Annotated in this window: 24 protein-coding genes; 18 read left to right on the top strand and 6 right to left on the bottom strand. The window is 60.3% G+C overall.

Translation table 11 applies throughout. The annotated features are described in order from the left end of the window. Window positions 1–6: 6 nt before the first annotated feature. Together rpmB and radC are read right to left on the bottom strand one after the other, a co-directional pair. Window positions 7–243, bottom strand: a complete 237-nt coding sequence (gene rpmB / locus OX460_RS11560) for a 50S ribosomal protein L28 (RefSeq protein WP_010400928.1) — start codon at window positions 241–243, stop codon at window positions 7–9. Between the two features lie 247 nt (window positions 244–490). Beyond that, window positions 491–1,165, bottom strand: coding sequence for a DNA repair protein RadC (gene radC, locus OX460_RS11555; protein WP_099666791.1), 675 nt, complete (start codon window positions 1,163–1,165; stop codon window positions 491–493). Window positions 1,166–1,410: 245 nt separating this feature from the next. On the opposite strand from radC, the gene OX460_RS11550 reads away from it, so the two are divergent. From OX460_RS11550 to OX460_RS11520, 7 genes are all read left to right on the top strand, one after another. Then, window positions 1,411–3,258, top strand: coding sequence for a LamG-like jellyroll fold domain-containing protein (locus OX460_RS11550; RefSeq protein ID WP_289898692.1), 1,848 nt, complete (start codon window positions 1,411–1,413; stop codon window positions 3,256–3,258). Window positions 3,259–3,392: 134 nt separating this feature from the next. Continuing rightward, entirely contained in the window at window positions 3,393–3,848 is a 456-nt protein-coding gene (locus OX460_RS11545) for an FKBP-type peptidyl-prolyl cis-trans isomerase (RefSeq protein ID WP_070224501.1), read from the top strand. Between the two features lie 9 nt (window positions 3,849–3,857). Next, window positions 3,858–4,805 (top strand): 4-hydroxy-3-methylbut-2-enyl diphosphate reductase, encoded by a 948-nt coding sequence (gene ispH, locus OX460_RS11540; protein WP_099666793.1) that lies wholly within the window; start codon window positions 3,858–3,860, stop codon window positions 4,803–4,805. A gap of 297 nt (window positions 4,806–5,102) precedes the next feature. Beyond that, window positions 5,103–6,032: a branched-chain amino acid ABC transporter permease gene (locus OX460_RS11535; RefSeq protein WP_077407985.1), complete on the top strand. Its 930-nt coding sequence runs from the start codon at window positions 5,103–5,105 to the stop codon at window positions 6,030–6,032. Window positions 6,033–6,054: 22 nt separating this feature from the next. After that, window positions 6,055–7,272: an ABC transporter ATP-binding protein gene (locus OX460_RS11530; protein WP_251350675.1), complete on the top strand. Its 1,218-nt coding sequence runs from the start codon at window positions 6,055–6,057 to the stop codon at window positions 7,270–7,272. Window positions 7,273–7,285: 13 nt separating this feature from the next. Continuing rightward, window positions 7,286–8,059, top strand: coding sequence for an ABC transporter ATP-binding protein (locus tag OX460_RS11525; protein WP_099666795.1), 774 nt, complete (start codon window positions 7,286–7,288; stop codon window positions 8,057–8,059). Then, complete coding sequence (locus OX460_RS11520) at window positions 8,056–8,775, top strand: ABC transporter ATP-binding protein (RefSeq protein WP_070256673.1); 720 nt, start codon at window positions 8,056–8,058, stop codon at window positions 8,773–8,775. Before OX460_RS11525 ends, OX460_RS11520 begins: the two co-directional genes overlap by 4 nt. Before the next feature lie 133 nt (window positions 8,776–8,908). Here the strand turns inward: OX460_RS11520 and OX460_RS11515 are convergent, their stop codons facing one another. Continuing rightward, window positions 8,909–9,475: a phasin family protein gene (locus OX460_RS11515; protein WP_099666796.1), complete on the bottom strand. Its 567-nt coding sequence runs from the start codon at window positions 9,473–9,475 to the stop codon at window positions 8,909–8,911. A gap of 416 nt (window positions 9,476–9,891) precedes the next feature. On the opposite strand from OX460_RS11515, the gene OX460_RS11510 reads away from it, so the two are divergent. The 3 genes from OX460_RS11510 (at window position 9,892) to OX460_RS11500 (ending at window position 12,739) form a co-directional block, all read left to right on the top strand. After that, a complete protein-coding gene (locus OX460_RS11510) occupies window positions 9,892–10,743 on the top strand; it encodes a DMT family transporter (protein WP_289898892.1) in 852 nt (283 codons plus the stop codon). 25 nt (window positions 10,744–10,768) lie between these two features. Continuing rightward, window positions 10,769–11,488 carry a nitroreductase gene (locus OX460_RS11505; RefSeq protein WP_289898691.1) on the top strand — a complete coding sequence of 240 codons (720 nt, stop codon included), beginning with the start codon at window positions 10,769–10,771 and terminating at the stop codon, window positions 11,486–11,488. 177 nt (window positions 11,489–11,665) lie between these two features. Next, window positions 11,666–12,739 (top strand): serine hydrolase, encoded by a 1,074-nt coding sequence (locus OX460_RS11500; RefSeq protein WP_289898690.1) that lies wholly within the window; start codon window positions 11,666–11,668, stop codon window positions 12,737–12,739. A gap of 140 nt (window positions 12,740–12,879) precedes the next feature. On the opposite strand, the gene OX460_RS11495 is transcribed toward OX460_RS11500, so the two are convergent. Then, window positions 12,880–13,659, bottom strand: a complete 780-nt coding sequence (locus OX460_RS11495; RefSeq protein WP_099666800.1) for an IclR family transcriptional regulator — start codon at window positions 13,657–13,659, stop codon at window positions 12,880–12,882. A gap of 151 nt (window positions 13,660–13,810) precedes the next feature. Here OX460_RS11495 and OX460_RS11490 point away from each other — a divergent pair, with 151 nt between their 5' ends. The 8 genes from OX460_RS11490 to OX460_RS11455 all read left to right on the top strand — a co-directional run bounded on the left by OX460_RS11490 (window position 13,811) and on the right by OX460_RS11455 (window position 20,701). Beyond that, complete coding sequence (locus OX460_RS11490; protein ID WP_289898689.1) at window positions 13,811–14,194, top strand: diacylglycerol kinase; 384 nt, start codon at window positions 13,811–13,813, stop codon at window positions 14,192–14,194. Window positions 14,195–14,324: 130 nt separating this feature from the next. Continuing rightward, window positions 14,325–15,329 carry a sulfate ABC transporter substrate-binding protein gene (locus tag OX460_RS11485; RefSeq protein ID WP_099666802.1) on the top strand — a complete coding sequence of 335 codons (1,005 nt, stop codon included), beginning with the start codon at window positions 14,325–14,327 and terminating at the stop codon, window positions 15,327–15,329. A 53-nt stretch (window positions 15,330–15,382) separates the two neighbouring features. Then, on the top strand, window positions 15,383–15,949 hold the full coding sequence (locus tag OX460_RS11480; protein ID WP_034747509.1) for an alpha/beta hydrolase: 567 nt from the start codon (window positions 15,383–15,385) through the stop codon (window positions 15,947–15,949). 45 nt (window positions 15,950–15,994) lie between these two features. Next, on the top strand, window positions 15,995–16,633 hold the full coding sequence (locus tag OX460_RS11475) for a peroxiredoxin (RefSeq protein WP_289898688.1): 639 nt from the start codon (window positions 15,995–15,997) through the stop codon (window positions 16,631–16,633). Between the two features lie 318 nt (window positions 16,634–16,951). Next, entirely contained in the window at window positions 16,952–17,761 is an 810-nt protein-coding gene (cysT, locus tag OX460_RS11470) for a sulfate ABC transporter permease subunit CysT (protein ID WP_099408869.1), read from the top strand. Next, complete coding sequence (gene cysW / locus OX460_RS11465; protein WP_251350677.1) at window positions 17,758–18,684, top strand: sulfate ABC transporter permease subunit CysW; 927 nt, start codon at window positions 17,758–17,760, stop codon at window positions 18,682–18,684. Before cysT ends, cysW begins: the two co-directional genes overlap by 4 nt. Before the next feature lies 1 nt (window position 18,685). Next, a complete protein-coding gene (locus OX460_RS11460) occupies window positions 18,686–19,756 on the top strand; it encodes a sulfate ABC transporter ATP-binding protein (protein WP_034747519.1) in 1,071 nt (356 codons plus the stop codon). 12 nt (window positions 19,757–19,768) lie between these two features. Continuing rightward, complete coding sequence (locus OX460_RS11455) at window positions 19,769–20,701, top strand: CysB family HTH-type transcriptional regulator (RefSeq protein WP_034785189.1); 933 nt, start codon at window positions 19,769–19,771, stop codon at window positions 20,699–20,701. On the opposite strand, the gene OX460_RS11450 is transcribed toward OX460_RS11455, so the two are convergent. Together OX460_RS11450 and OX460_RS11445 are read right to left on the bottom strand one after the other, a co-directional pair. Further along, on the bottom strand, window positions 20,698–21,051 hold the full coding sequence (locus OX460_RS11450) for an MmcQ/YjbR family DNA-binding protein (RefSeq protein ID WP_289898687.1): 354 nt from the start codon (window positions 21,049–21,051) through the stop codon (window positions 20,698–20,700). The two genes, OX460_RS11455 and OX460_RS11450, sit on opposite strands and share 4 nt — an antisense overlap. Next, the gene (locus tag OX460_RS11445) at window positions 21,048–21,659 is read right to left on the bottom strand and encodes a DUF2185 domain-containing protein (RefSeq protein WP_289898686.1); all 612 of its coding nucleotides are present in this window, start codon (window positions 21,657–21,659) and stop codon (window positions 21,048–21,050) included. The genes OX460_RS11450 and OX460_RS11445 overlap by 4 nt, the downstream gene beginning before the upstream one ends. Window positions 21,660–21,764 lie beyond the last annotated feature (105 nt).

Genomic DNA, 21,764 nt, shown 5'->3' with positions numbered 1-21,764 from the left:
TGCTAATTAGACTTTTTCGCCACGAGCGCGCATATCGACCAATACGGCGTCGATGCCGACTTTATCGATGACGCGCAGACCGGCGTTGGACAAACGCAGGGAGACCCAGCGGTTTTCAGATTCAACAAAAATACGACGATTCTGCAAGTTAGGCAAAAAACGACGTTTGGTTTTGTTGTTTGCATGGGAAACATTGTTGCCGACCATCGGCTTCTTCCCAGTGACTTGGCAAACACGTGCCATGGCGCACTCCTTAAAGATATTCCAAATTGGAAAAACGAGAGTATATCCAAAATAAGCCGATTTATCAATGACTTGCGAAAAACAATTGTGTCATGTTGTATTGAAATAATTTAACAATCTGACTTTTCCCCTTCTTCATAGGGGAAGGCACTGGTAAACAGCGCTGTTTACTGTTAGATAAGCGTCTCGCTACAGTGACGTATGTCCTTGTTTACACATGGTTAACTGTCGCCTGGCCGGCCCCGGCCTAGATCTGGCCGTGTTCCGCGAACGAATGCACGTGCCGTCCGGCCACGACGAAATGGTCGAGGATGCGCACGTCCACCAGCGACAACGCTTGCACCAGCGCGCGCGTCAGCAATAGATCCGATTCGCTGGGCTCGGGCGCGCCGGACGGGTGGTTGTGCGCCAGCATGACGCTGGCCGCGTTGTGCAGCAGTGCCTGCTTGACGACTTCGCGCGGATACACGCTCGTGTGGGTGAGGGTGCCGCGAAACATTTCCTGGGTCGTGATCAGACGGTTCTTGACGTCCAAAAACAACACGTGGAATGCTTCATGCGCCAGGTGGCCCAGGGTCAGGCGCAAATAGTCTTTCACGGCGTGCGGCGAATTGAGGGTCTGGCCCGCCTGTAAGTCTTCGATGATGGCGCGCCGCGCCAGTTCCAGCACTGCTTGCAACTGGGCAAATTTGGCGCTGCCCATGCCGTGCACGGCGGAAAAGCTCACGAGGCTGGCGCCAAACAGGCCCCGCAGGGAGCCGAAGTGCTCGACCGTGTCGCGCGCCAGTTCCACGGCGCTCTTGCCGCGCACGCCCGTGCGCAGGAAGACGGCCAGCAATTCCGCGTCCGACAGCGATTGCGCGCCATCCTCGATCAGGCGTTCGCGCGGCCGTTCGCCGGCCGGCCAATCCTTGATGCCCATCTTGCCTCCCATTCGCGCCCGGCTCGTCGTGGCGCCTGCCGATGATTGTCGCGCCTTCCCCGGGCGGCCATGCTGCGCTAGCTCGTCTTCATGGCGAATCATATGAAAAAAACAAAAACCAAGATGCCCGGCCCAGCCATTTTCAGGCGCTATGATTTGCCTGTCGTTGCACTTCATGCAAGTTGCAGCGGCGGGGAGTCAGGGCCCTGAACTCAATGTCTTCCACTTGTTTGACAGGAGTCGTCATGCCGTACATCAAAGTTATCAATGGAGTCATGCAAGAGTTCAACGCCGCCGGCGTCAACACGGGCAAGGTCAGCGGCATCGGCCTCAATGCGCACGCGTATCTGGAACACCGCAACTGGAGCGTTACCGCACCGCTGACGCCGGACGTGAAGAATCCTGATTACAGCACCGATTTGCCGTATCTTGCGGCCAACGGCTTCAAGTACCTCCAGGTGATGCTGGCGCCTTTCAACGGCAAGGATGGCGGTTGGAACTGGGGCGAGGTCGTTGGCAAGCCCGATTTCGCAACCGACAACACGCTGACCGCACTCAATATCAAGCCCTCATACTGGGCCGCGATCCAGGCGCTGCTCGATTGCGCGCTGGCCAATGGCATCGGCATCATCGCCTGCCCATTCTGGAATCCCTACGCCGTGCCGCAATTGGTGGGCGAGGCGGGCCCTGCGGGCGCCACAAAAGACGAGCAGGCCGCCGCCGCGCGCGTCGCACTGGCCAATCCGCAGTCGAAAACACGCCGCTACATGCGTGCCTTTGCACAGGCTTTTGCGCAGCACTACAGCAACCACCCCGGCATCGCCGCCTGGATGGCTGCGCAGGAACTGAAGGGCGTGACGGATATGAGCTTGAGCGCTTGCCGGGAAATCATCCAGGAAACGGCGCAATTGCTGCGTGACAACGATGGCCTGGCGCGCATGATTTCTTCCGGTAACGCGGGCATTGCCCATACTTGGCCCCGGCAAGGCTCTTTGCAGCAATACGTCACGGAAACCCTGCCATTGATGAATCCGGACCCGGTCGACTGCCTTTGTGAAAACCTGTTTCCGGGTAATGAATATGTGAGCAGCGCCCTGGACAACAGCGCGGATTTGCCGGCCGACTTCGTCTCGTCTTCGCTCGCTTACCTGCAAGTGATGCAGCGCGCGGCCAAGGCCTTGGGCAAGCCGTATTACCTTGGCAGCTTTTGCCTGTCGGAAAAGCAGGAGCAGGCGTTGCAAGATACCGAACGGCAAGACAACTTGCACGCCTTGCTGAGCGCCATACGCCGTACGGGCGTGCAACTGGCATGCTATTGGGACTGGAACGGCGGCAAGCCCATGCAAGACGACGGTCTGAACCTGGTGGAAACACCCGCCTACAGCAACGGACGCAAGGCCGTCTGGGACGCCTTGCGCGGCGACGACGCCGTCCGTCAGGCGCCGCCCACGCCTTGCTTCGGCGTCAAGAAAACCTTGCAATTCCAGCCTGGCCTCCTGCTCACCGTGCCGTCATCCGTGCGCTACGAGAGCGCCGATTTCTCGCTGTCGTATTGCATCCGGCAGCAGGCATTTTCCACCATGGTGGGCCGGGGCGGGGCTTTTGTCGCGCGTCAGGCGAACCTGAAAGGATGGACGCTGCTGACGCAGGATATCCAGACGTTCCTGTTCCTGCGCAACAGTGCCGGTGCGGGCTTCAATAACAATGGTCACGGCGTGAACGTGGATGGCGCCAACCGCTGGTTTCGCTGCACCTGTACCGTCAAGCATGATGGTTCCATCAGCCTGTACGTCGACGATTTCCTGATGTCGCAGGGCAGCAAGATGGTGACGCCATTCGTGCAGGCCATCGGCGCGCCCCTGGTGATCGGCCGCACCGTGGATGCGCAGGAGCAGGGCGCGCCAGCCTGGCAGTTGTCGGACGTCATCCTGTACGACCGCGTGCTGACGCCGAAGGAAGTGTATGACTATGGCCAGTATGGCATCGTGCACCGTCCCGTGGGACGCTGGAAGCTCGACGGCAACCTGGAAGACAGCTCCGGCTTCGGCAATCACGCCAGCACGGCGGACGGGTTGACGTACGTCAACGTCTGATTCGCTGGATCGACGTCGGATGTGTTGCACGGCCATGTTTTTTGACAAAAGCATGGCCGCGCCGAGATGGCATGGGGCGCGCTGGCTCAGGGTGGCTTACAATATCGTTTTGCACCAGTTACTTGAAAACTACTATGTCCAACGAGCAACCAGCAGTCGTCACCGAAGCGGCTTACCTCACCCTGCATTATCGTCTTGCCACTGTTGACGGTACTGACATTGTCACGACCTTCAGCGGCAATCCCGCGACCTTGATGCTGGGACAGGGCCAGCTGGCGCCGTTCCTCGAGCAGCGCTTGCTGGGCTTGCCTGAAGGCACGCACCAGACGTTTGAGCTGGCGGCCGGCGAAGGCTTCGGCGAGCGCAATCCTGAGCTGGTGCAGTCCGTCTCGCGCGCCACGCTGGACGAGAACTCCGTGCCGGGCGCCGACTACAAGATCGGCGACCTGGTCGACTTCGCCGCGCCGGGCGGCGGCCGCTTTGCCGGCGTGCTGCGCGAAATGCGCGAGGACTCGGCCCTGTTCGACTTCAACCATCCGCTGGCTGGCCAGCCGCTGCGTTTTGAAGTCAAGCTCATCTCGGTCCTGTAAGGAGTAGCGATGGATAAGGAACTGTTACTGGCCCAGCCCCGCGGCTTTTGCGCTGGCGTCGATCGGGCGATCGAAATCGTCGAGCGCGCCTTGCAGCAATTTGGCGCACCGATCTACGTGCGCCATGAAATCGTCCACAACGCCTATGTGGTGGCCGACTTGCGCAACAAGGGCGCCATCTTCATCGACGACCTCGATGACGTGCCTGCAGGCAATACGCTCGTGTTTTCCGCGCACGGCGTGTCGAAAGCCGTGCGCGCCGAGGCGGAATCGCGCGGCCTGAGCATTTTTGACGCCACTTGCCCGCTGGTCACCAAGGTGCACATGGAAGTGAGCAAGATGCGCCGCGAAGGCCGCGAGATCATCATGATCGGCCACGATGGCCATCCCGAGGTGGAAGGCACGATGGGCCAGGCCGATATGGGCATGCATCTGGTGGAAACGCTTGAGGATGTGGCGAAATTGCAAGTTGCCAATCCGGAAAGCCTGGCCTATGTTTCGCAAACAACGTTGTCAGTTGACGACACTAGCGACATTATTGCGGCCTTGAAAGCGAAATATCCGAATATCGCCGAGCCGAAAAAAGGCGACATCTGCTACGCCACCACCAACCGCCAGGAAGCCGTGAAATTCATGGCCCCGCAAGTGGAAGTGGTGATCGTCGTGGGCAGCCCGAACAGCTCGAATTCGAACCGCCTGCGCGAAGTGGCCGAGAAGATGGGCACGCCTGCCTACATGGTCGACAATGCCTCGCAAATCGACCCCGCCTGGCTGGAAGGCAAGCTGCGCGTGGGTGTGACGGCCGGCGCCTCGGCGCCCGAGGTGCTGGTGCAAGCCGTGATCGACCGCTTGAAGGAGTGCGGCGTGAAGAGCGTGCGCCCGCTCGACGGCGTACAGGAAGCCGTCACCTTCCCGATGCCGAAAGGCCTCGATGGCCTCAAGCGCGACGTCGCCTGAGTCTGCAGGGCGATTGAGTATCGGTGAAATAGTTACCTCAAAACCGAATTTAATTCGGAAATGATCGATTTATTCCAAGCTTAGTTTTTGCAAAAGATCGTTATGATTGCCTCAAGCTTGAATATGTTGTCGTTATGACTAAGCAAGGTCACGCCCTTTTTGAGTGCGTGCACCATGCTGGTGAGAACGGTCCAGGGATGGCACTGCAGGAATTCTTCCTCCGGTGCCGTTTTTGTATCAGCGACCCATGTTCTGGCGGAAGTTGTTCCCGAAAAATGCATATTTGATAGGGCAATCATGGATACATTCATCCAGCAGATCATCAACGGCTTGGTGTTGGGCAGCATGTATGCCTTAGTCGCCCTCGGTTACACAATGGTGTATGGCGTATTGAATCTGATCAACTTCGCCCACGGCGACGTGCTCATGATCGGCGCCATGGTGGGCTTGAGCATTCTCAAGCTGCTGGGCATTTATGTACCGGACTGGCCCGGCTATCTGAAACTGGCCACCGCCATCCTCGGCGCCATTCCCATCTGTATTCTGGTCAACATCATCATCGAGCGGGTCGCCTACCGCCGCCTGCGCAACGCCCCCCGCCTCGCCCCCCTGATTACCGCCATCGGCGTCTCCATCCTGCTGCAAACCTTCGCCATGATGATCTGGACGCGCAATCCCTTGCCTTTCCCGCAATTGCTGTCGACGGACCCCATCAACATAGGGGGCGCCGTGATTTCGCAAACGCAAGTGCTGCTGCTGGCCCTGGCCGCGCTGTCGATGGGCGGATTGGTGTTGCTGGTGGAAAAAACGAAAATGGGCCGCGCCATGCGCGCCACGGCGGAAAATCCCCGCGTGGCGGGCCTCATGGGCGTCGATTCCGACAAGGTCATCGTCGCCACCTTTGCCATCGGCGCCGCGCTGGCCGCCGTGGCGGGCGTGATGTGGGGCGCCAATTACGCGTCCATCCAGTTTTCCATGGGCGCCATCCCCGGCTTGAAAGCCTTTTGCGCGGCCGTGCTGGGCGGCATCGGCAATATCTACGGCGCCATGCTGGGCGGTGTCTTGCTGGGCATTATCGAGAGCCTGGGCGCCGGCTATATCGGCGACATCACGGGCGGCTTCCTGGGCAGCCACTACCAGGATATCTTTGCCTTCGTCGTGCTGATCATCGTGCTGACCCTGCGCCCGTCCGGCATCATGGGCGAACGTGTGGCCGACCGTGCCTGATGTGAAACTGGGAGACTGAATCATGGCACTACTCGATTTTGACGCTAAGAAAAATCCGACCAAAGCCTACGCCGGCATGCTGGGCCTGGCCGCGCTGCTGATGGTGTTCCCGTTTTTTGCCGCGCAGTTCGGCAACTCGTGGGTGCGCATCATCGACATGGCCTTGCTGTACATCATGCTGGCCCTGGGCTTGAACATCGTCGTCGGCTTCGCCGGCCTGCTCGACCTCGGCTACATCGCCTTCTATGCCGTGGGCGCCTACCTGACGGCCTTGCTGGCGTCGCCCCAGTTCGCCATCCTGCTCGAATCGGTGGTGAATCAATATCCGGTGCTGGGTGCATCCCTGGTGCAGCTGATGGGCCCGGAAATCCGCGAAAACGGCATCCACCTGTCGATCTGGATCATCGTGCCGCTGGCCGCAGCCGTGGCAGGCCTGTTCGGCGCCCTGCTGGGCGCGCCCACCTTGAAACTGCGCGGCGACTATCTCGCCATCGTGACCCTGGGTTTTGGCGAGATCATCCGCATTTTCATGAACAATTTGAACGATCCGATCAATTTCACGAATGGACCGCAAGGCATCAATTTGATCGACCCGATCCGCATCTTCGGCGTCAACCTGGCGGGCGAGGCGGGCACCAACAGCACCGTGACGGTGGCCGGTTTTTCCATGCCGTCCGTGAACGCCTATTACTTCCTGTTCCTCTTCCTGTGCATCGCTGTCGTGTTCGTCACCAAGCGCCTGCAGCATTCGCGCCTGGGCCGCGCCTGGGTGGCCATCCGCGAAGACGAGATCGCCGCCAAGGCCATGGGCATCAACACGCGCAACGTGAAATTGCTGGCTTTTTCCATGGGCGCCTCGTTCGGCGGCGTGGCTGGCGCCATGTTTGCGTCTTTCCAGGGCTTTGTTTCGCCGGAATCGTTCTCGCTGACGGAATCGATCGCCGTGCTGGCCATGGTGGTGCTGGGCGGCATCGGCCATATCCCCGGCGTGATCCTCGGCGGCGTGATCCTCGCCTCGATCCCGGAAGTGCTGCGCCATGTGGTGGAGCCGGCCCAGCAGGCGCTGTTCGGCCACGTAGTCATTGAAGCGGAAGTGCTGCGCCAACTGCTGTACGGCCTGGCCATGGTGTTGATCATGCTCAATCGTCCTGCGGGACTGTGGCCATCGCCGAAGCACGAAGACCGGCCCGACCACGATGTGGACCAGCCGAACAAATCCACCGGCGTCGTGTCCGCTTAAGGGAGGGAATCACATGAGCGAACAGATCATTCTCAATATCGCCGGCGTGAACAAGCGTTTCGGCGGCTTGCAGGCGCTCACCGACGTGGGCATCACCATCCGCCAAGGGCAAATCTACGGCTTGATCGGCCCGAACGGCGCCGGCAAGACGACGTTTTTCAATGTCATCACGGGCCTGTACCAGCCCGACACGGGCACCTTCGAGCTGGCCGGCAAGCCGTATTCGCCGTCCGCGCCGCACCAGGTGGCGAAGGCGGGCATCGCGCGCACCTTCCAGAACATCCGTTTGTTCGGCGACATGACGGCACTGGAAAACGTCATGGTGGGGCGCCATGTGCGCTCGCACCAGGGCGTCTTCGGCGCCATCTTCCGCCACAAGGCGGCGCGCGAGGAAGAGGCGTCCATCCGCAAGCGGGCCATGGAGTTGCTCGATTTCGTCGGCATCGCCCAGTTCGCCAACCGGACGGCGCGCTTCCTGTCGTATGGCGACCAGCGGCGCCTGGAAATCGCCCGCGCGCTGGCCACGGACCCGACCCTGCTGGCGCTCGACGAGCCGGCGGCCGGCATGAACGCGACGGAAAAGCTGGCCTTGCGCGAGTTGCTGGTGAAAATCAAGGCAGAAGGCAAGACCGTGCTCTTGATCGAGCATGACGTGAAACTGATGATGGGGCTGTGCGACCGCATCACGGTGCTCGAATATGGCAAGCGCATCGCGGAAGGCTTGCCGGCCGAAATACAACAAAACCAGGCCGTCATCGAGGCTTACCTGGGGGGATCGCACGCATGAGCAATATATTGAAGGTGGCGGGCCTGCACGTGGCCTACGGCGGCATCAAGGCGGTGAAAGGCATCGACCTGGAAGTCAACGAGGGCGAGCTGATCGCCCTGATCGGCGCGAACGGCGCGGGCAAGACGACGACCTTGAAAGCCATCACGGGCACTTTGCCTGCCTGCAAGATCGAGGGCACGATCAGCTACCTGGGCGAATCGCTGAAGGGCACGAAATCGTTTCACCTGGTGGAAAGGAAACTGGCCATGGTGCCGGAGGGGCGGGGCGTGTTTACCCGCATGTCGATCCGCGAAAACCTCATGATGGGCGCCTACACGCGCACGGACAAGGCGGGCGTCGAGGACGACATCGCCCGCTGGTTCGACGTGTTTCCCCGCCTGAAGGAAAGGGCGGCGCAGATGGCCGGCACCCTGTCCGGCGGCGAGCAGCAGATGCTGGCCATGGCGCGCGCCCTGATGAGCCATCCGAAGCTGCTGCTGCTCGACGAGCCGTCGATGGGCCTGTCGCCCATCATGGTCGAGAAAATCTTCGAGGTGATCCGCAAGGTGTCGTCCGAAGGCATCACGATCTTGCTGGTCGAACAGAATGCCCGGCTGGCCCTGCAGGCGGCGCACCGCGGCTATGTGATGGATTCCGGCCTGGTCACCATGGGCGGCAACGCGGCCGCCATGCTCGACGACCCGCGCGTGAAGGCGGCGTATCTGGGCGAGTAAGCGCGTTCGGGAAGTGTTCAGGCATAAAAAATGCCCCAGCTGGGCTGGGGCATAATGGCATCCGTCGGGGAAGTGCGGGATGGATGCCTGGAGGAGCTGGTAACAGCAGACCGCCGTGGCGGTCGCTTGATAATTACTTGGCGGCAGTGCGCGGCACGATTTTTTCAGCCGCTTGCGTGAACTGGTTCACGGCCGACGTCAGGTTCGCTTCGATGGCTTCGACGGCTTGCTTGCTGGTTTTCGAGAATTGCTCGTAGCCTGCATTGGCGTTGCCGATGGCGCTTTTCAGGATGGCGACGGCGTTTTCCGAACCGGCTGGCGCGTTCTTGGTGACTTCTTCCACCAGCGACAGGACTTTACGGTTGGTTTCAGCGATTTGCGATTCAGCAGCTTTGCTGAATTCGGCTTGCGTGCCCGACGTGATGGCAGCCAGGTGACGGCCGTAAGCGATGGCTTTTTCGGCGCCAGGCTGGGCTTGGGCAGAGGCCAGCGAGAAGAATTCTTGTGGATCTTTTGCCGACAGCAATTGCTTGGCGGCGGCGGTCGATTCTTCCAGCGTTGCCTTGGCAGCGGTCAGATTCAGTTCGACGATCTTTTCGATGCCTTCGAAGGCCTTGCCCGTCAGCGACGAGAACAGGGCGAATTGGGCTTCCAGGTTGGCTTTGGTAGCGGACGAAAATTGCTCAGGAATTGAAAACATATAAATCTCCAAAAAATCGAAATCTGGTTAATTTGATGCTGCGTGTACCGTTTGGGAAAGCAGGTGAATCTAAATTTTTCAAGCTGAACAAGAATTGTGCAACGCAACAAACCCTATTCTACGGCGAAAAAAACGTAAGTCAAGCGATTCTTGTGCGATGCAACAATTGAATAGATTTGCATCAAAAGTCATTGTTTCTAAAGAGAAATATTTGATTTCTACCTGTTAATGGTTTGTGCTTAAACTATCGTTTCCAGTGCCTGCGGGGACGATCGCGGCGCAGCATGCTAGACTTTGCCTCCCGCACTGGGCAACGCCCCGGTGCCGATCCCGTTTCCCGAGTCGATACCATGTCCAATCTTCCCGCCGCGGCTGGCGCCAGCGGCAAAGCCTCCTTCTTGACTAACCTGGCGCCGATGGCCTTGCCCGGCTTCTTCGTGTTGTTATGGAGCACAGGTTTTATTGTGGCCAAGTTCGGCTTGCCGTATGCGCCGCCGCTGACTTTTTTGCTGCTGCGCTTCCTGGGCGTGCTGGTCATTCTGCTGCCGCTGGTGCTGCTGTTGCGCGCGCCGTGGCCTGTGGGCCAATTCCGCCAGATCGCCATGGCCGGCATCCTGATGCAGGCCGGCTACCTGGCCGGCGTGTGGTGCGCCATCAAGCTGGGCATGCCGGCCGGCCTGTCTGCGCTGATTGTCGGCATGCAGCCCGTGCTGACGGCCTGCGCCGCACCCCTGATCGGCGAATCCGTGCGCCCGCGCCAGTGGCTGGGCCTGTTCTTTGGCTTGCTGGGCGTGGCCCTCGTCGTGTATGCGAAGATCAACCTCGTGGGTCTGACCGTGGAAAGCGTGCTGCTGTGCGTGTTCGCGCTGCTGTCGATGACGGCCGGCACCATGTACCAAAAACGCCACTGTCCGCACTTTGACTTGCGCACCGGCACGGTGGTGCAGTTTGCCGCCTCCATCGTGGTGGTCTTGCCATTCGCCCTGTATTACGAAGGATTGGACTTGCATTTCAGCAATGTTCAATGGACGGCGAATTTCATCGGCGCCTTGCTGTGGTCGGTGCTAGTGCTGTCCATCGGCGCCATCTTCCTGCTGTTCGCCCTGATCCGCCGCAGCGATGCGACGAAAGTGACGGGCTTGCTGTACCTGACGCCGCCCACGACGGCCGTGATGGCCTGGTTGATGTTTGGCGAAGCCTTTAATATGCTGGGCATCGCCGGCATGCTGGTGGCCGTGGTCGGCGTGGTGTTCGTGGTCAAGAAATAATAAGCTATAGCGGGAGAGCAGGGCAGTGAACAAGCAAGCATCTGAAACACGGTCGGCGCAGCAAGCCGTCGATAGCGTCATCCTGTCGCGCCGTTCCATCCGCGCCTTTTTGCCCACGCCGGTGGCGCAGGACGAGATCGTGCGCATCCTGGAAGTGGCGGCGCGCGCGCCTTCGGGCGCCAACATGCAGCCGTGGAAAGTGTATGTGCTGTCGGGCGAGGCCCGCCTGCGCCTGTCGCAGCGCATCCTGGCCGCCTATGCCGCGCCGAAGGCGCCCGATGCGCCCGCGCGCACGGCCTCATATATCTATTACCCGCGCCAGTGGACGGCGCCGTTCATCGAGCGCCGCCGCAAGATCGGCCTGGACCTGTACCAGTTGCTGGGCCTGGAGCGTGGCGACACGGCCGGCATGGCGGCCCAGCATGGGCGCAATTTCCAGTTTTTCGATGCGCCCGTGGGCCTGATCTTCACCATCGAGCGGGTACTGGAACAGGGTTCCTGGCTCGACTACGGCATGTTTTTGCAAAACATCATGCTGGCGGCGCGTGCGCGGGGACTCGACACGTGCCCGCAAGCGGCCTTCATCCATTACCATGACATCATCCGCGACGAACTGGGCGTGCCGGCCGGTGAAATGGTGGTGTGCGGCATGGCCCTCGGCTATGCCGACCCGGACAAGGTCGAGAACCGCCTGAACACGGAGCGCGAGCCGCTGGCCGGCTTTGTTAAATTCATGGACAAATAGACATTACTGGCGACGGGCGGAGAAAAACAGCCGGTTAAGGATGAGTTTGTTTGCTGATCGCCAACGATTTGTATTTCATTGCTGCAATAAATACTGTCCTAACTGTTAAATAGGCTTGCGATTGCTCTGCATTTCGCTACACTGCAATAAGGCAACAGCTTCACGGGGAATTATCGAATGGCTAAGTTTAAACTTGCGCTGGGTATCCTGGCTTCCCTGCTGTTTGCACTGGCGCCGGCTGCGGCCGTGCACGCCAAGGAAGCGAACGGCAAATCCTCAGCCTCGAAGAAACACAACACCAAGAAAATCAAAGTCGTGCTGCGCAAGGGCGCGACGGCCGCGCCGCGCGAAAAGACCGTGCGCCGGGTCGTCATGGTGCGCGGCAAACGCAAGGTCATCTACCAAAAAGTCAGCAGCGTGGCCGTGCCCATGGCCGCACCGATGCCCACCATGGGCGACCTGGCCGGCCTGAACCTGACGCGCGATCCGCTCGACCTGAAGTCCAGCGTGGCGCTGGTGCTGGACCAGGCCAATGCGGAAGTGTTGTTTGAAAAGAATTCCAATGTGGCCTTGCCCATCGCCTCCATCACCAAGATGATGACGGGCCTGGTGGTGGTCGAAGCGCACCAGGACATGGATGAGTTGCTGACGATCACGGACGAAGACGTTGACCGCGCCAAATTCAGCAGCTCACGCCTGAAAGTGGGCTCGCAATTGACGCGCGCGAATATGCTGCACATCGCCCTGATGAGTTCGGAAAACCGCGCCGCCTCGGCGCTGGGCCGCAATTATCCGGGCGGCTTGCCGGCGTTTGTCGACGCCATGAACAGCAAGGCGCGCCAGCTGGGCATGATGGATACGCATTACGTCGATTCCAGCGGCTTGTCGAAAATGAACGTGGCCAGCGCGCGAGACCTGGGCAAGCTGGCCATGGCCGCCTTCCGCCATCCGCTGCTGCGCGAGTACTCGACGGACCCGAAAGCCATCGTCGAAGCCAGCGGCCAGCCCATGCAGTTTGGCAATACGAATCACCTGGTGGCCAATCCGGGCTGGGAAATCGGCTTGCAAAAGACGGGCTTCATCAATGAAGCGGGACGTTGTTTGATGATGCAGGCGGTCATCGAAGGACGGGCCGTGATCATGGTCTTCCTCGATTCCAAGGGGAAACAGTCGCGTACGGCTGACGCGGGACGCATGCGCAAGTGGCTGGAAGCCTTGAAACCAGCCAACATGAGCCTGCCTGGTGGTTAATGCAGAAAGTTGTCGTCACGACGCCTGACAAAACCGTCGCGAGCGGTAGTGATTTGTGGCTAAGAAGCGCAACCGTACTCTAGTACGGTGAGCATCGCAGGCCGCAAAGCGCGCCGCGCAGCAGGTTTGGTCAGGCGTTCTCAGTCTTGCGGGATATAACCTAATGTGACGGAAATCTGGTTCGCCGTTTCCACCAGGTCCACCAGCCACTCATCCTGCAGGCGGTCGGCCGGGGCCGAGATCGACAGGCCGGCGATCAGCTTGCCTGTATCGTCGCGGATGCCGGCCGCCATGCAGCGCACGCCCAGTTCCAGCTCTTCATTGTCGCGCGCATAGCCGCGCTCGCGCACCAGGCTCAGCTCGCGCTCGAGCTTTTGCAGATCCGTGATGGAATTCTTGTTGTGTCCGGCCAGTCCCGTGCGCGTGGCGTAGGCGCGGATGGCTTTCGGCTCGTCCACGGAGAGGAACAGCTTGCCCGTCGAGGTCAGGTGCAGCGGACCGCGCCCGCCGATGGCGCGCACCACCTGCATGCCCGAGCGCTCGGAAAAGGCGCGGTCGATGTAGACGATCTCGTCGCCCTGGCGCACGGACAGGTTGATGGTTTGCTGGGTTTTCTTGTGCAGCTGGCGCATGAAGTCCAGTGCCGCTTCGCGCACACTGAGGCGGCTTTTCACCACATTGCCCAGTTCCAGCAGGCGCATGCCCAGCCGGTACGTGCCCGGTTCGATGCGGTCGACAAAGCGCGTCAGCACCATGTCGTTGAGGATGCGGTGCGCCGTCGAGGGGTGCAAACCGGAAACCTTGGATAATTCCTTCAGGCTGACCGGGTCGGAATATTTGGCCAGGGCATCGAGCAGGGCGACCATGCGTTCGATCACCTGGATCGTCGTCTTCGGGGCAGCGACCGGTTCAATTTTCATGATGGATTTGGTGCAATGCAGTATTCATGCTTCTTTATACCATGATGTGAAAAAATAGTGAAATGTTCCGAGATATTCAGCGAATAAATGGTCACAGTGCTATGTCGCCCCCATAATGTGCCCACTGCACTTGCTTTACATATGGAAAACTATGCAACCTGTAAACGAATTCAAAAGTAAAAGTGGCTTGAAACGGATTTTCTCCGCTTTTTTCTACTCGCTCGATGGCTTGAAAGCGGCCTGGCGCCATGAACACGCGTTCCGCCAGGAACTCGGTTTGTTCGTCGTCGGCACCGTGATCGCCTTGCTGCTGCGCGTCTCCGCCTTTGAAAAACTGGTGCTGATCGGCGTGCTGCTGCTGGTGCTGATCGTCGAACTGATCAATTCCGCCATCGAAGCCGTGGTCGACCGCATCTCGCTGGACCGCCATCCGCTGTCGAAGAACGCCAAGGATTTCGGCAGCGCGGCCGTGCTGCTGACCTGCACCCTGGCCTTCGCCACTTGGGCCGTCGTATTATTTAACCGTTTCTATTAACCGCTTTATCCCCGTTGCGCGCCGTCCATATGCGAAAAATGTATATCAAACGGCGAAACGCTTCGTTCTCTTTGCGGCCATAGCGCCGTAATCTGGTGGCTCTGAAAGTTCAACCACACGGGGATCTTAGATGCTGTCGAAAAAAATCATCACTGCCGCCGCCATCAGCGCGTTTGCCCTTCTGCAAACGGCGCAGGCTGCCGATATCACCCTGCTCAACGTGTCATACGACCCGACGCGCGAGCTGTACCAGGATGTGAATACGGCGTTTGCCAAGGAGTGGAAAGGCAAGACGGGCGACAACGTCAAGATCAAGCAATCGCACGGCGGTTCCGGCAAGCAGGCGCGCGCCGTCATCGACGGTCTGGAAGCGGACGTGGTCACCTTGGCCCTGGCCTACGACATCGACGCGCTGGCCGAGCACAAGCTGCTGGCCGCCGACTGGCAAAAGCGTTTGGCGCACAACAGCTCGCCTTACACCTCGACCATCGTGTTTCTGGTGCGCAAGGGCAACCCGAAAGGCATCAAGGATTGGAATGACTTGATCAAGCCGGGCGTGTCCGTCATCACGCCGAACCCGAAAACCTCGGGCGGCGCCCGCTGGAACCACCTGGCCGCGTGGGGTTATGCCTTGCGCCAGCCGGGCGGCAACGAAGCCAAAGCCAAGGATTTCCTCGGCAAACTGTACAAGAACGTGCCCGTGCTCGATTCCGGCGCGCGCGGCGCCACCACCACCTTCGTCGAACGGGGCATCGGCGACGTGCTGATCGCCTGGGAAAACGAGGCTTACTTGGCCGTCAAGGAACTGGGTCCGACCAAGTTCGACATCATCACGCCATCCGTCAGCATCCTGGCCGAGCCGCCCGTCGCCGTCGTCGATAAATTTGCCGACAAGCACGGCACGCGCAAGGTGGCCGAGGCTTACCTGAACTACCTGTACACGGACGAAGCGCAAGACATCATCGCGAAGAACTACTACCGTCCGGCAACGGACAAGGCGGCAAAGAAATACGCGTCGCAGTTCGCCAAGGTCAACCTGTTCACCATCGAGCAAGTGGCCGGCGGCTGGACGGCGGCACAGAAGGCGCACTTTGCCGACGGCGGTATCTTCGACCAGATCTATCAGCCGAAGTAATCTTCACCGGCAGGCGGCAACGCTTGCCGGAATCGATCACGCAAGGACACATCATGGCGCTGCGCAGCTTTTCCGATTACCGGGTATTGATCGTGCCGGGCTTGCATAACAGCGGTCCCGAGCATTGGCAGAGCCGCTGGCAGCGCCTGTATCCGCAATTCGAGCGGGTCGAGCAGGATGACTGGAACGCTCCCGACCTGGCCACCTGGTCGGCGCGCCTGGACCAGGTGCGGCGGCAGGATGCGCGTCCCACGCTGATCGTCGCCCACAGCTTCGGCTGCCTGACGACGGCGCACAGCCTGGCCCGCGACCCGCAGGGCGTGGCCGGCGTGCTGCTGGTGGGGCCGGCAGATCCCGACAAGTTTGGCGTGGCGAAGGCCTTGCCGCAAAAGCGCCTGCCTTGCCCCGGCATCCTGATCGCCAGCCAGACGGACCCTTGGATGACGGCCGAACACGCGGCGCAGTGGGCACGGCGCTGGAATTGCAAGTATATTGATGGCGGTGCGCTGGGCCATATCAACGCCGAGTCGCGCCTTGGTGACTGGGTCTATGGCCAGGCGCAACTGCAAACACTGTTTGATCTGGCGCAAAGCGACAAACGCCACCGTCAGGCAGCCTGATTCGACGCACATCCCATTGCCACACAACCTCTCAAGGAGATCACGATGACTTTACGCCTGGGCGATGTCGCCCCTGATTTTGAACAAGACAGCTCGATCGGCCCCCTCAAGTTCCACGAGTGGGCGGGCAATTCCTGGGTGGTGCTGTTTTCCCACCCGGCCGACTTTACCCCCGTGTGCACGACGGAACTGGGCCTGACGGCCAAGCTCAAGCCGGAATTCGACAAGCGCAACGTGAAGGCCATCGCCCTGTCCGTGGATGCGGCCGAGTCGCACAAGAGCTGGATCAAGGATATCGAAGAGACGCAAAACACGGTGGTGGGCTTCCCCATCATCGCCGACGTCGACAAGAAAGTGTCGATGCTGTACGACATGATTCACCCGGAACAGTCCGTCACGGCCACCGTGCGTTCCGTCTTCATCGTCGACCCGAACAAGAAAGTGCGCCTGATCCTCACGTATCCGCTGAGCACTGGCCGCAACTTCAATGAAATCCTGCGCGTCATCGACGCCCTGCAACTGACGGACGGCTACACGGTGGCCACGCCCGGCAACTGGAAAGATGGCGACGACGTCATCATTCCACTGACGGTGCAAGACCTGGACGTGATCAAGCAGAAATATCCGAAGGGATTTACGGCAGCGAAACCCTATCTGCGTTTGACGCCGCAGCCAAACAAGTAATTCCGGGGTCAGTTGCTTCGCAATCGGAATGCGTCCCATTGGGACGCATTCCCCCTCGGGGTCTGACCCCAGCATTTGTCTCGGGTATAAATATGTCTAAGAAGCAAAAACGCACCTGTCCGGTGCGTTTTTTTTCGCCCAACGATTCTGCAAGCAAGTATGCAAAATCCATCTAAGCAAATGAGAAATGGTTAGTTCTTTTTATAACGAATGCATGTGATTATTGCACTCTATAACTCAAAAATGTAATAAGAAGGAGTTTCTATGTCTGCAGCATCAGCAGCACCGCTCAAGGCGCGCGGAGCGCCGTTTCGGGTCATGCCGGGGTTTAAGCTGTCACTGGGCTTCACGCTCTTTTACCTGGCCTTGATCGTTCTCATTCCGCTGTCGTCGGTGTTCCTGAAAACTTTCACCATGACATGGGACGCCTTCTTCAGCGCCGTCACGTCCGACCGTGTGATGGCGTCGTACCGCTTGACGTTTGGCGCTTCGCTGATCGCCGCCCTGTTGAACGTGGTGTTTGGCGGCATCCTGGCCTGGGTGCTGGTGCGTTACAAATTTCCCGGCAAGCGCATCATCGACGCGCTGGTCGACTTGCCGTTCGCCTTGCCGACGGCCGTGGCCGGTATCACCCTGACGGCTTTGTATTCGTCGAACGGCTGGTTCGGCCAGTTCATCGAAGGCGTGCTGGGCATCAAGGTGGCGTTCACGCCGCTGGGCGTGGTGGTGGCGCTGACCTTCATCGGCTTGCCCTTCGTCGTGCGCACCGTGCAACCGGTGCTGGAAGACGCGGAAAAGGAACTGGAAGAAGCGGCCGCCAGCCTGGGCGCCAATTCATTGCAAACGTTTATCCGCGTCATCTTCCCCACGATCTTGCCTTCCTTGCTGACGGGCTTTGCGCTGGCGTTTGCCCGCGCCACGGGCGAGTACGGTTCCGTGATCTTTATCGCCGGCAACATGCCGATGGTGTCGGAAATCACGCCGCTGTTCATTATTACCAAATTGGAACAATACGATTACGCAGGCGCCACGGCCATCGCCGTGGTGATGCTGGTGGTGTCTTTCCTGCTGTTGTTGACGATTAACCTGCTGCAAGCATGGACGCGCGGAAAGGCGAAGAAATCATGAGTACGAATACGACTAGCGTCGCTGGCGTGGACAATGCGCGCCCGGCAGTGCGCCGCTTCGAGCCGAATGTCGGCCCCGTCGTGCTGGAACCGTTGTGGGTGCGCACGGTCCTGATCACCGTCGCCTTGCTGTTCCTGACGGCGTTCCTGATCGTGCCCCTGGTGGCCGTGTTCGCGGAAGCGTTCAAGAAGGGCTGGGAAGCGTATATCGCCGCCATCATCGACCCGGACGCGATTTCCGCCATTAAATTGACCCTGATCACGGCCGCCATCGCCGTGCCGTTGAACCTGGTGTTCGGCGTGGCCGCTTCCTGGTGCATCGCCAAGTTCGAATTCCGCGGCAAGAGCATCTTGTTGACCCTGATCGACTTGCCGTTTTCCGTCTCGCCCGTGATTTCCGGCCTGATCTATGTGCTGATGTTTGGCGCCCAGGGCTGGTTCGGCCCGTGGCTGCAGGCGCACGACATCAAGATCCTGTTCGCCGTGCCCGGCATCGTGCTGGCCACCATCTTCATCACCTTCCCGTTCGTGGCGCGTGAATTGATCCCGCTGATGCAGTCGCAGGGCAGCGAAGAGGAAGAGGCCGCCATCGTGCTGGGCGCCTCGGGCTGGAATACCTTCCGCCGCGTGACTTTGCCAAATATCAAGTGGGGGCTGCTGTATGGCGTGATCCTGTGTAACGCCCGCGCCATGGGCGAGTTCGGCGCCGTGTCCGTCGTGTCCGGCCATATCCGTGGCGAAACCAACACCATGCCGCTGCAGGTGGAGATTCTGTACAACGAGTACAACTTCGCCGCCGCGTTTGCCGTCGCCTCCCTGCTGGCCTTGCTGGCGCTGGTGACCCTGGCCTTGAAAGCTTTCATTGAGTGGCGTTTGAACGAGAGCAACGCCGACGATTCCGCCTTACGTTCCACGGAGCACTGATATGACCATCGCAGTTAAAAACATCCACAAGCGCTTCGGCGATTTCGTTGCCCTCGACAATATCTCGCTGGACTTTCCCGCCGGCGAACTGACGGCCTTGCTGGGCCCGTCCGGTTGCGGCAAGACCACCTTGCTGCGCATTATTGCTGGCTTGGAACATCCGGACAGCGGCCAGGTGTTGCTGGACGCGGAAGACGCGTCGAACCGCCATGTGCGCGAGCGCCAGGTCGGTTTCGTGTTTCAACACTATGCCCTGTTCAAGCACATGACCGTGTTCGAGAACGTGGCCTTCGGTTTGCGCGTGAAGTCGCGCAGCGAGCGCCCGTCGGAAGACCAGATCCGCCGCAAGGTCAAGGATTTGCTGGAACTGGTGCAGCTCGATTGGCTGGCCGACCGCTATCCGCCGCAATTGTCGGGCGGGCAACGCCAGCGCATCGCCCTGGCGCGCGCGCTGGCCGTCGAGCCCCGCGTGCTGCTGCTCGACGAGCCGTTCGGCGCCCTGGATGCCAAGGTGCGCAAGGAATTGCGCCGCTGGCTGCGCCGCCTGCATGACGACTTGCACGTCACCAGTATTTTCGTTACGCATGACCAGGAAGAGGCGCTGGAGGTGGCCGACCAGGTCGTACTGATGAACAAGGGCACGGTCGAGCAACTCGGTTCCCCTGAGCAAGTTTATAACCACCCTGCGTCGCCCTTCGTCTACGGCTTCCTCGGCAACGTCAACCTGTTCCACGGCCGCGTGCATGACGGCGTGATGGCCACGGGCGACGCCAGTTTCGAGGTGCCCGACTACGCGGGCGTGAGCGACAGCAAGGGCACGGCCTATGTGCGTCCGCACGACCTGGAAATCGACCGCTACACGCAGGGCGCGGAAGGCATCGTCGTGAAACTGAGCCGCGCCCATGCGATCGGCCCGCTGGCCCAGCTGGACTTGCAGCGTGTGGATAACAGCGAACTGATCGAAGCGGTGATGTCGAACGAGCGTTTTACCCATCTGCAGCTGAAGGAAGGCGAGACATTGGTTGTCCGCCCGAAACGTCTCCATGTATTTGTTGAACCCACCCGAACTTGATACAGGATAGCCATGAACTTTCAACAATTGCGATCGATCCGCGAAGCGGCCCGCCGCGGCTATAACCTGACGGAAGTGGCCAACGCCCTGTTCACGTCGCAACCGGGCGTGAGCCGGCAAATCCGCGAACTCGAAGACGAGCTGGGCGTGGTGATTTTCGAGCGCAACGGCAAGCGTTTGACGGGCTTGACGGAGCCGGGCAAGGGCATCCTGAAGATCGTCGACCGTCTCTTGATCGAGGCGGAAAACCTGCAGCAGGCCAGCCTCGAATACAGCGGCCAGACCAGCGGGACCTTGTCCGTGGCGGCCACGCACACGCAGGCGCGCTATGCGCTGCCGAAGGTGGTGCAAAGCTTCCGCGCCGCTTTCCCCGAAGTGCGTATTGCGCTACAACAAAGCGCGCCCGAGCACATCGCGGAATGGGTGCTGTCCGGCAAGACCGATATCGGCATCGCCACGGAAGGCTTGAGCCAGTTCCCCGACCTCGTGTCGTTCCCGTGCTACCGCTGGAGCCATCTGATCGTCGTGCCCGACGGCCATCCGCTGCTCGAACATTCGCCCATCCGCCTGGAAGACCTGGCGAAGTATCCGCTGATTACCTACGACAAGGGTTTCACGGGACGCGGGCATATCGACGACGCCTTTGCCAAGGCAGGCGTGGCGACCGATATCATCCTGACGGCCATGGATTCCGATGTCATCAAGCAATACGTGGCGCTGGGCCTGGGCGTAGGCATCGTCGCCTCGATGGCCTTCGACCATGGCCGCGACAAGGGGCTGCGGGCCGTGGAAGCGTCGCATTTGTTCGCCACCAACACGACGCGCCTGGCCGTGCGGCGTGGCGCCTACCTGCGCGCCTACGCCTACGAGTTCATCCTGCAGCTGGCGCCGGACTTGACGCGCGAAGACATCGACCGCGCCATGGCGGGCGAGGACGCCCTCTAGGCGATGGCCGCCCTTTGCGCGCGCGTCAGGCTGGCCACGGCGCGCGCGTGGCTATCCTGCACCAGTTCCGCCAGGTAATCGGCCGGGAAGCGCGCCACGTCGACGATGGTCACCCAGTGAAAGCGGCCCATGTAACGGGCCGGTTTCACGCCGGGCATGTCCGTCAGTTCGATGAAGCGCCCGGCGCTGGCGCGCAGGCTGAAGCGCCACTGCTCGGGTGCGCTGGTCTTAAAATAGGCAAACTTCTTGCCGCTCACTTCATACACGAGGATGTTTGACGGCGCACCGTACAGCACGGCTTGCGCGCCGGGCAGGGCCGCGCAAACGTCTTTCAGTTCATCACTTGTCATTCGTCAACCGCCATGAATTGTTGGGTGTTATGGTCGAAGGCATAGGCCGCGCCGGTGGGAGCGTCCAGCAGCGCAATGAAACGGTCATCCACGCCGAGCACGGCGCCCAGCGACACGAGGGCCACGTTGGCGCTGTCGTTGATGTAGTCGTCGCTTTCATCGTTGGCCGTGAAGCGCCAGCCGCTGTCGTCGTCGTTGTCCGGTTCCTCGCGGTACAGATAGCCGACGGGCGCGCCGTCTTCCAGCACTTTTTTCGTCACGAAGCACAGGCCCGCATAGCGGTTGACGAGGTTATCGTCATCGTCGTGCTGCGTATTGATGATGTGGCGTGCCGCGAAAGCGACGGGGTCTTTGGCTTGCAGATCACGGATGTAGCCTGGCGTGTTGTCGAGCTTGCCGGTGAAGTGTCCGTGCGGCTCAACTGTGTCGACCAGCACCCACATGCGCTCAGCGCCCGGCGCCTGCGGATCGTCGCTGTGGAAGGCGAAGATCAGCTTGACCACCTCGCCGGGGCGCACCTGGGCGATGGCCTCGGGCGGCGATTTGTAGAAGGTGTAGGGATGGCGCGCCGCCAGTTCGGCGGCGTCGGCCAGGTGCCAGCTGGGCATGGTTATCCGTCATCAAGAAGAGTAACACCCATGGTAGCCGATTGCGTGCCAGGATGACCACGCCTACCTGCCGGCTTGCCGTTGCCGCAGGGCTACACCGCTATC

Source organism: Janthinobacterium sp. SUN033 (genome assembly GCF_030397595.1).
Classification (GTDB): domain Bacteria; phylum Pseudomonadota; class Gammaproteobacteria; order Burkholderiales; family Burkholderiaceae_D; genus Janthinobacterium; species Janthinobacterium kumbetense.
This window is presented reverse-complemented; position numbering and strand designations above follow the sequence as displayed.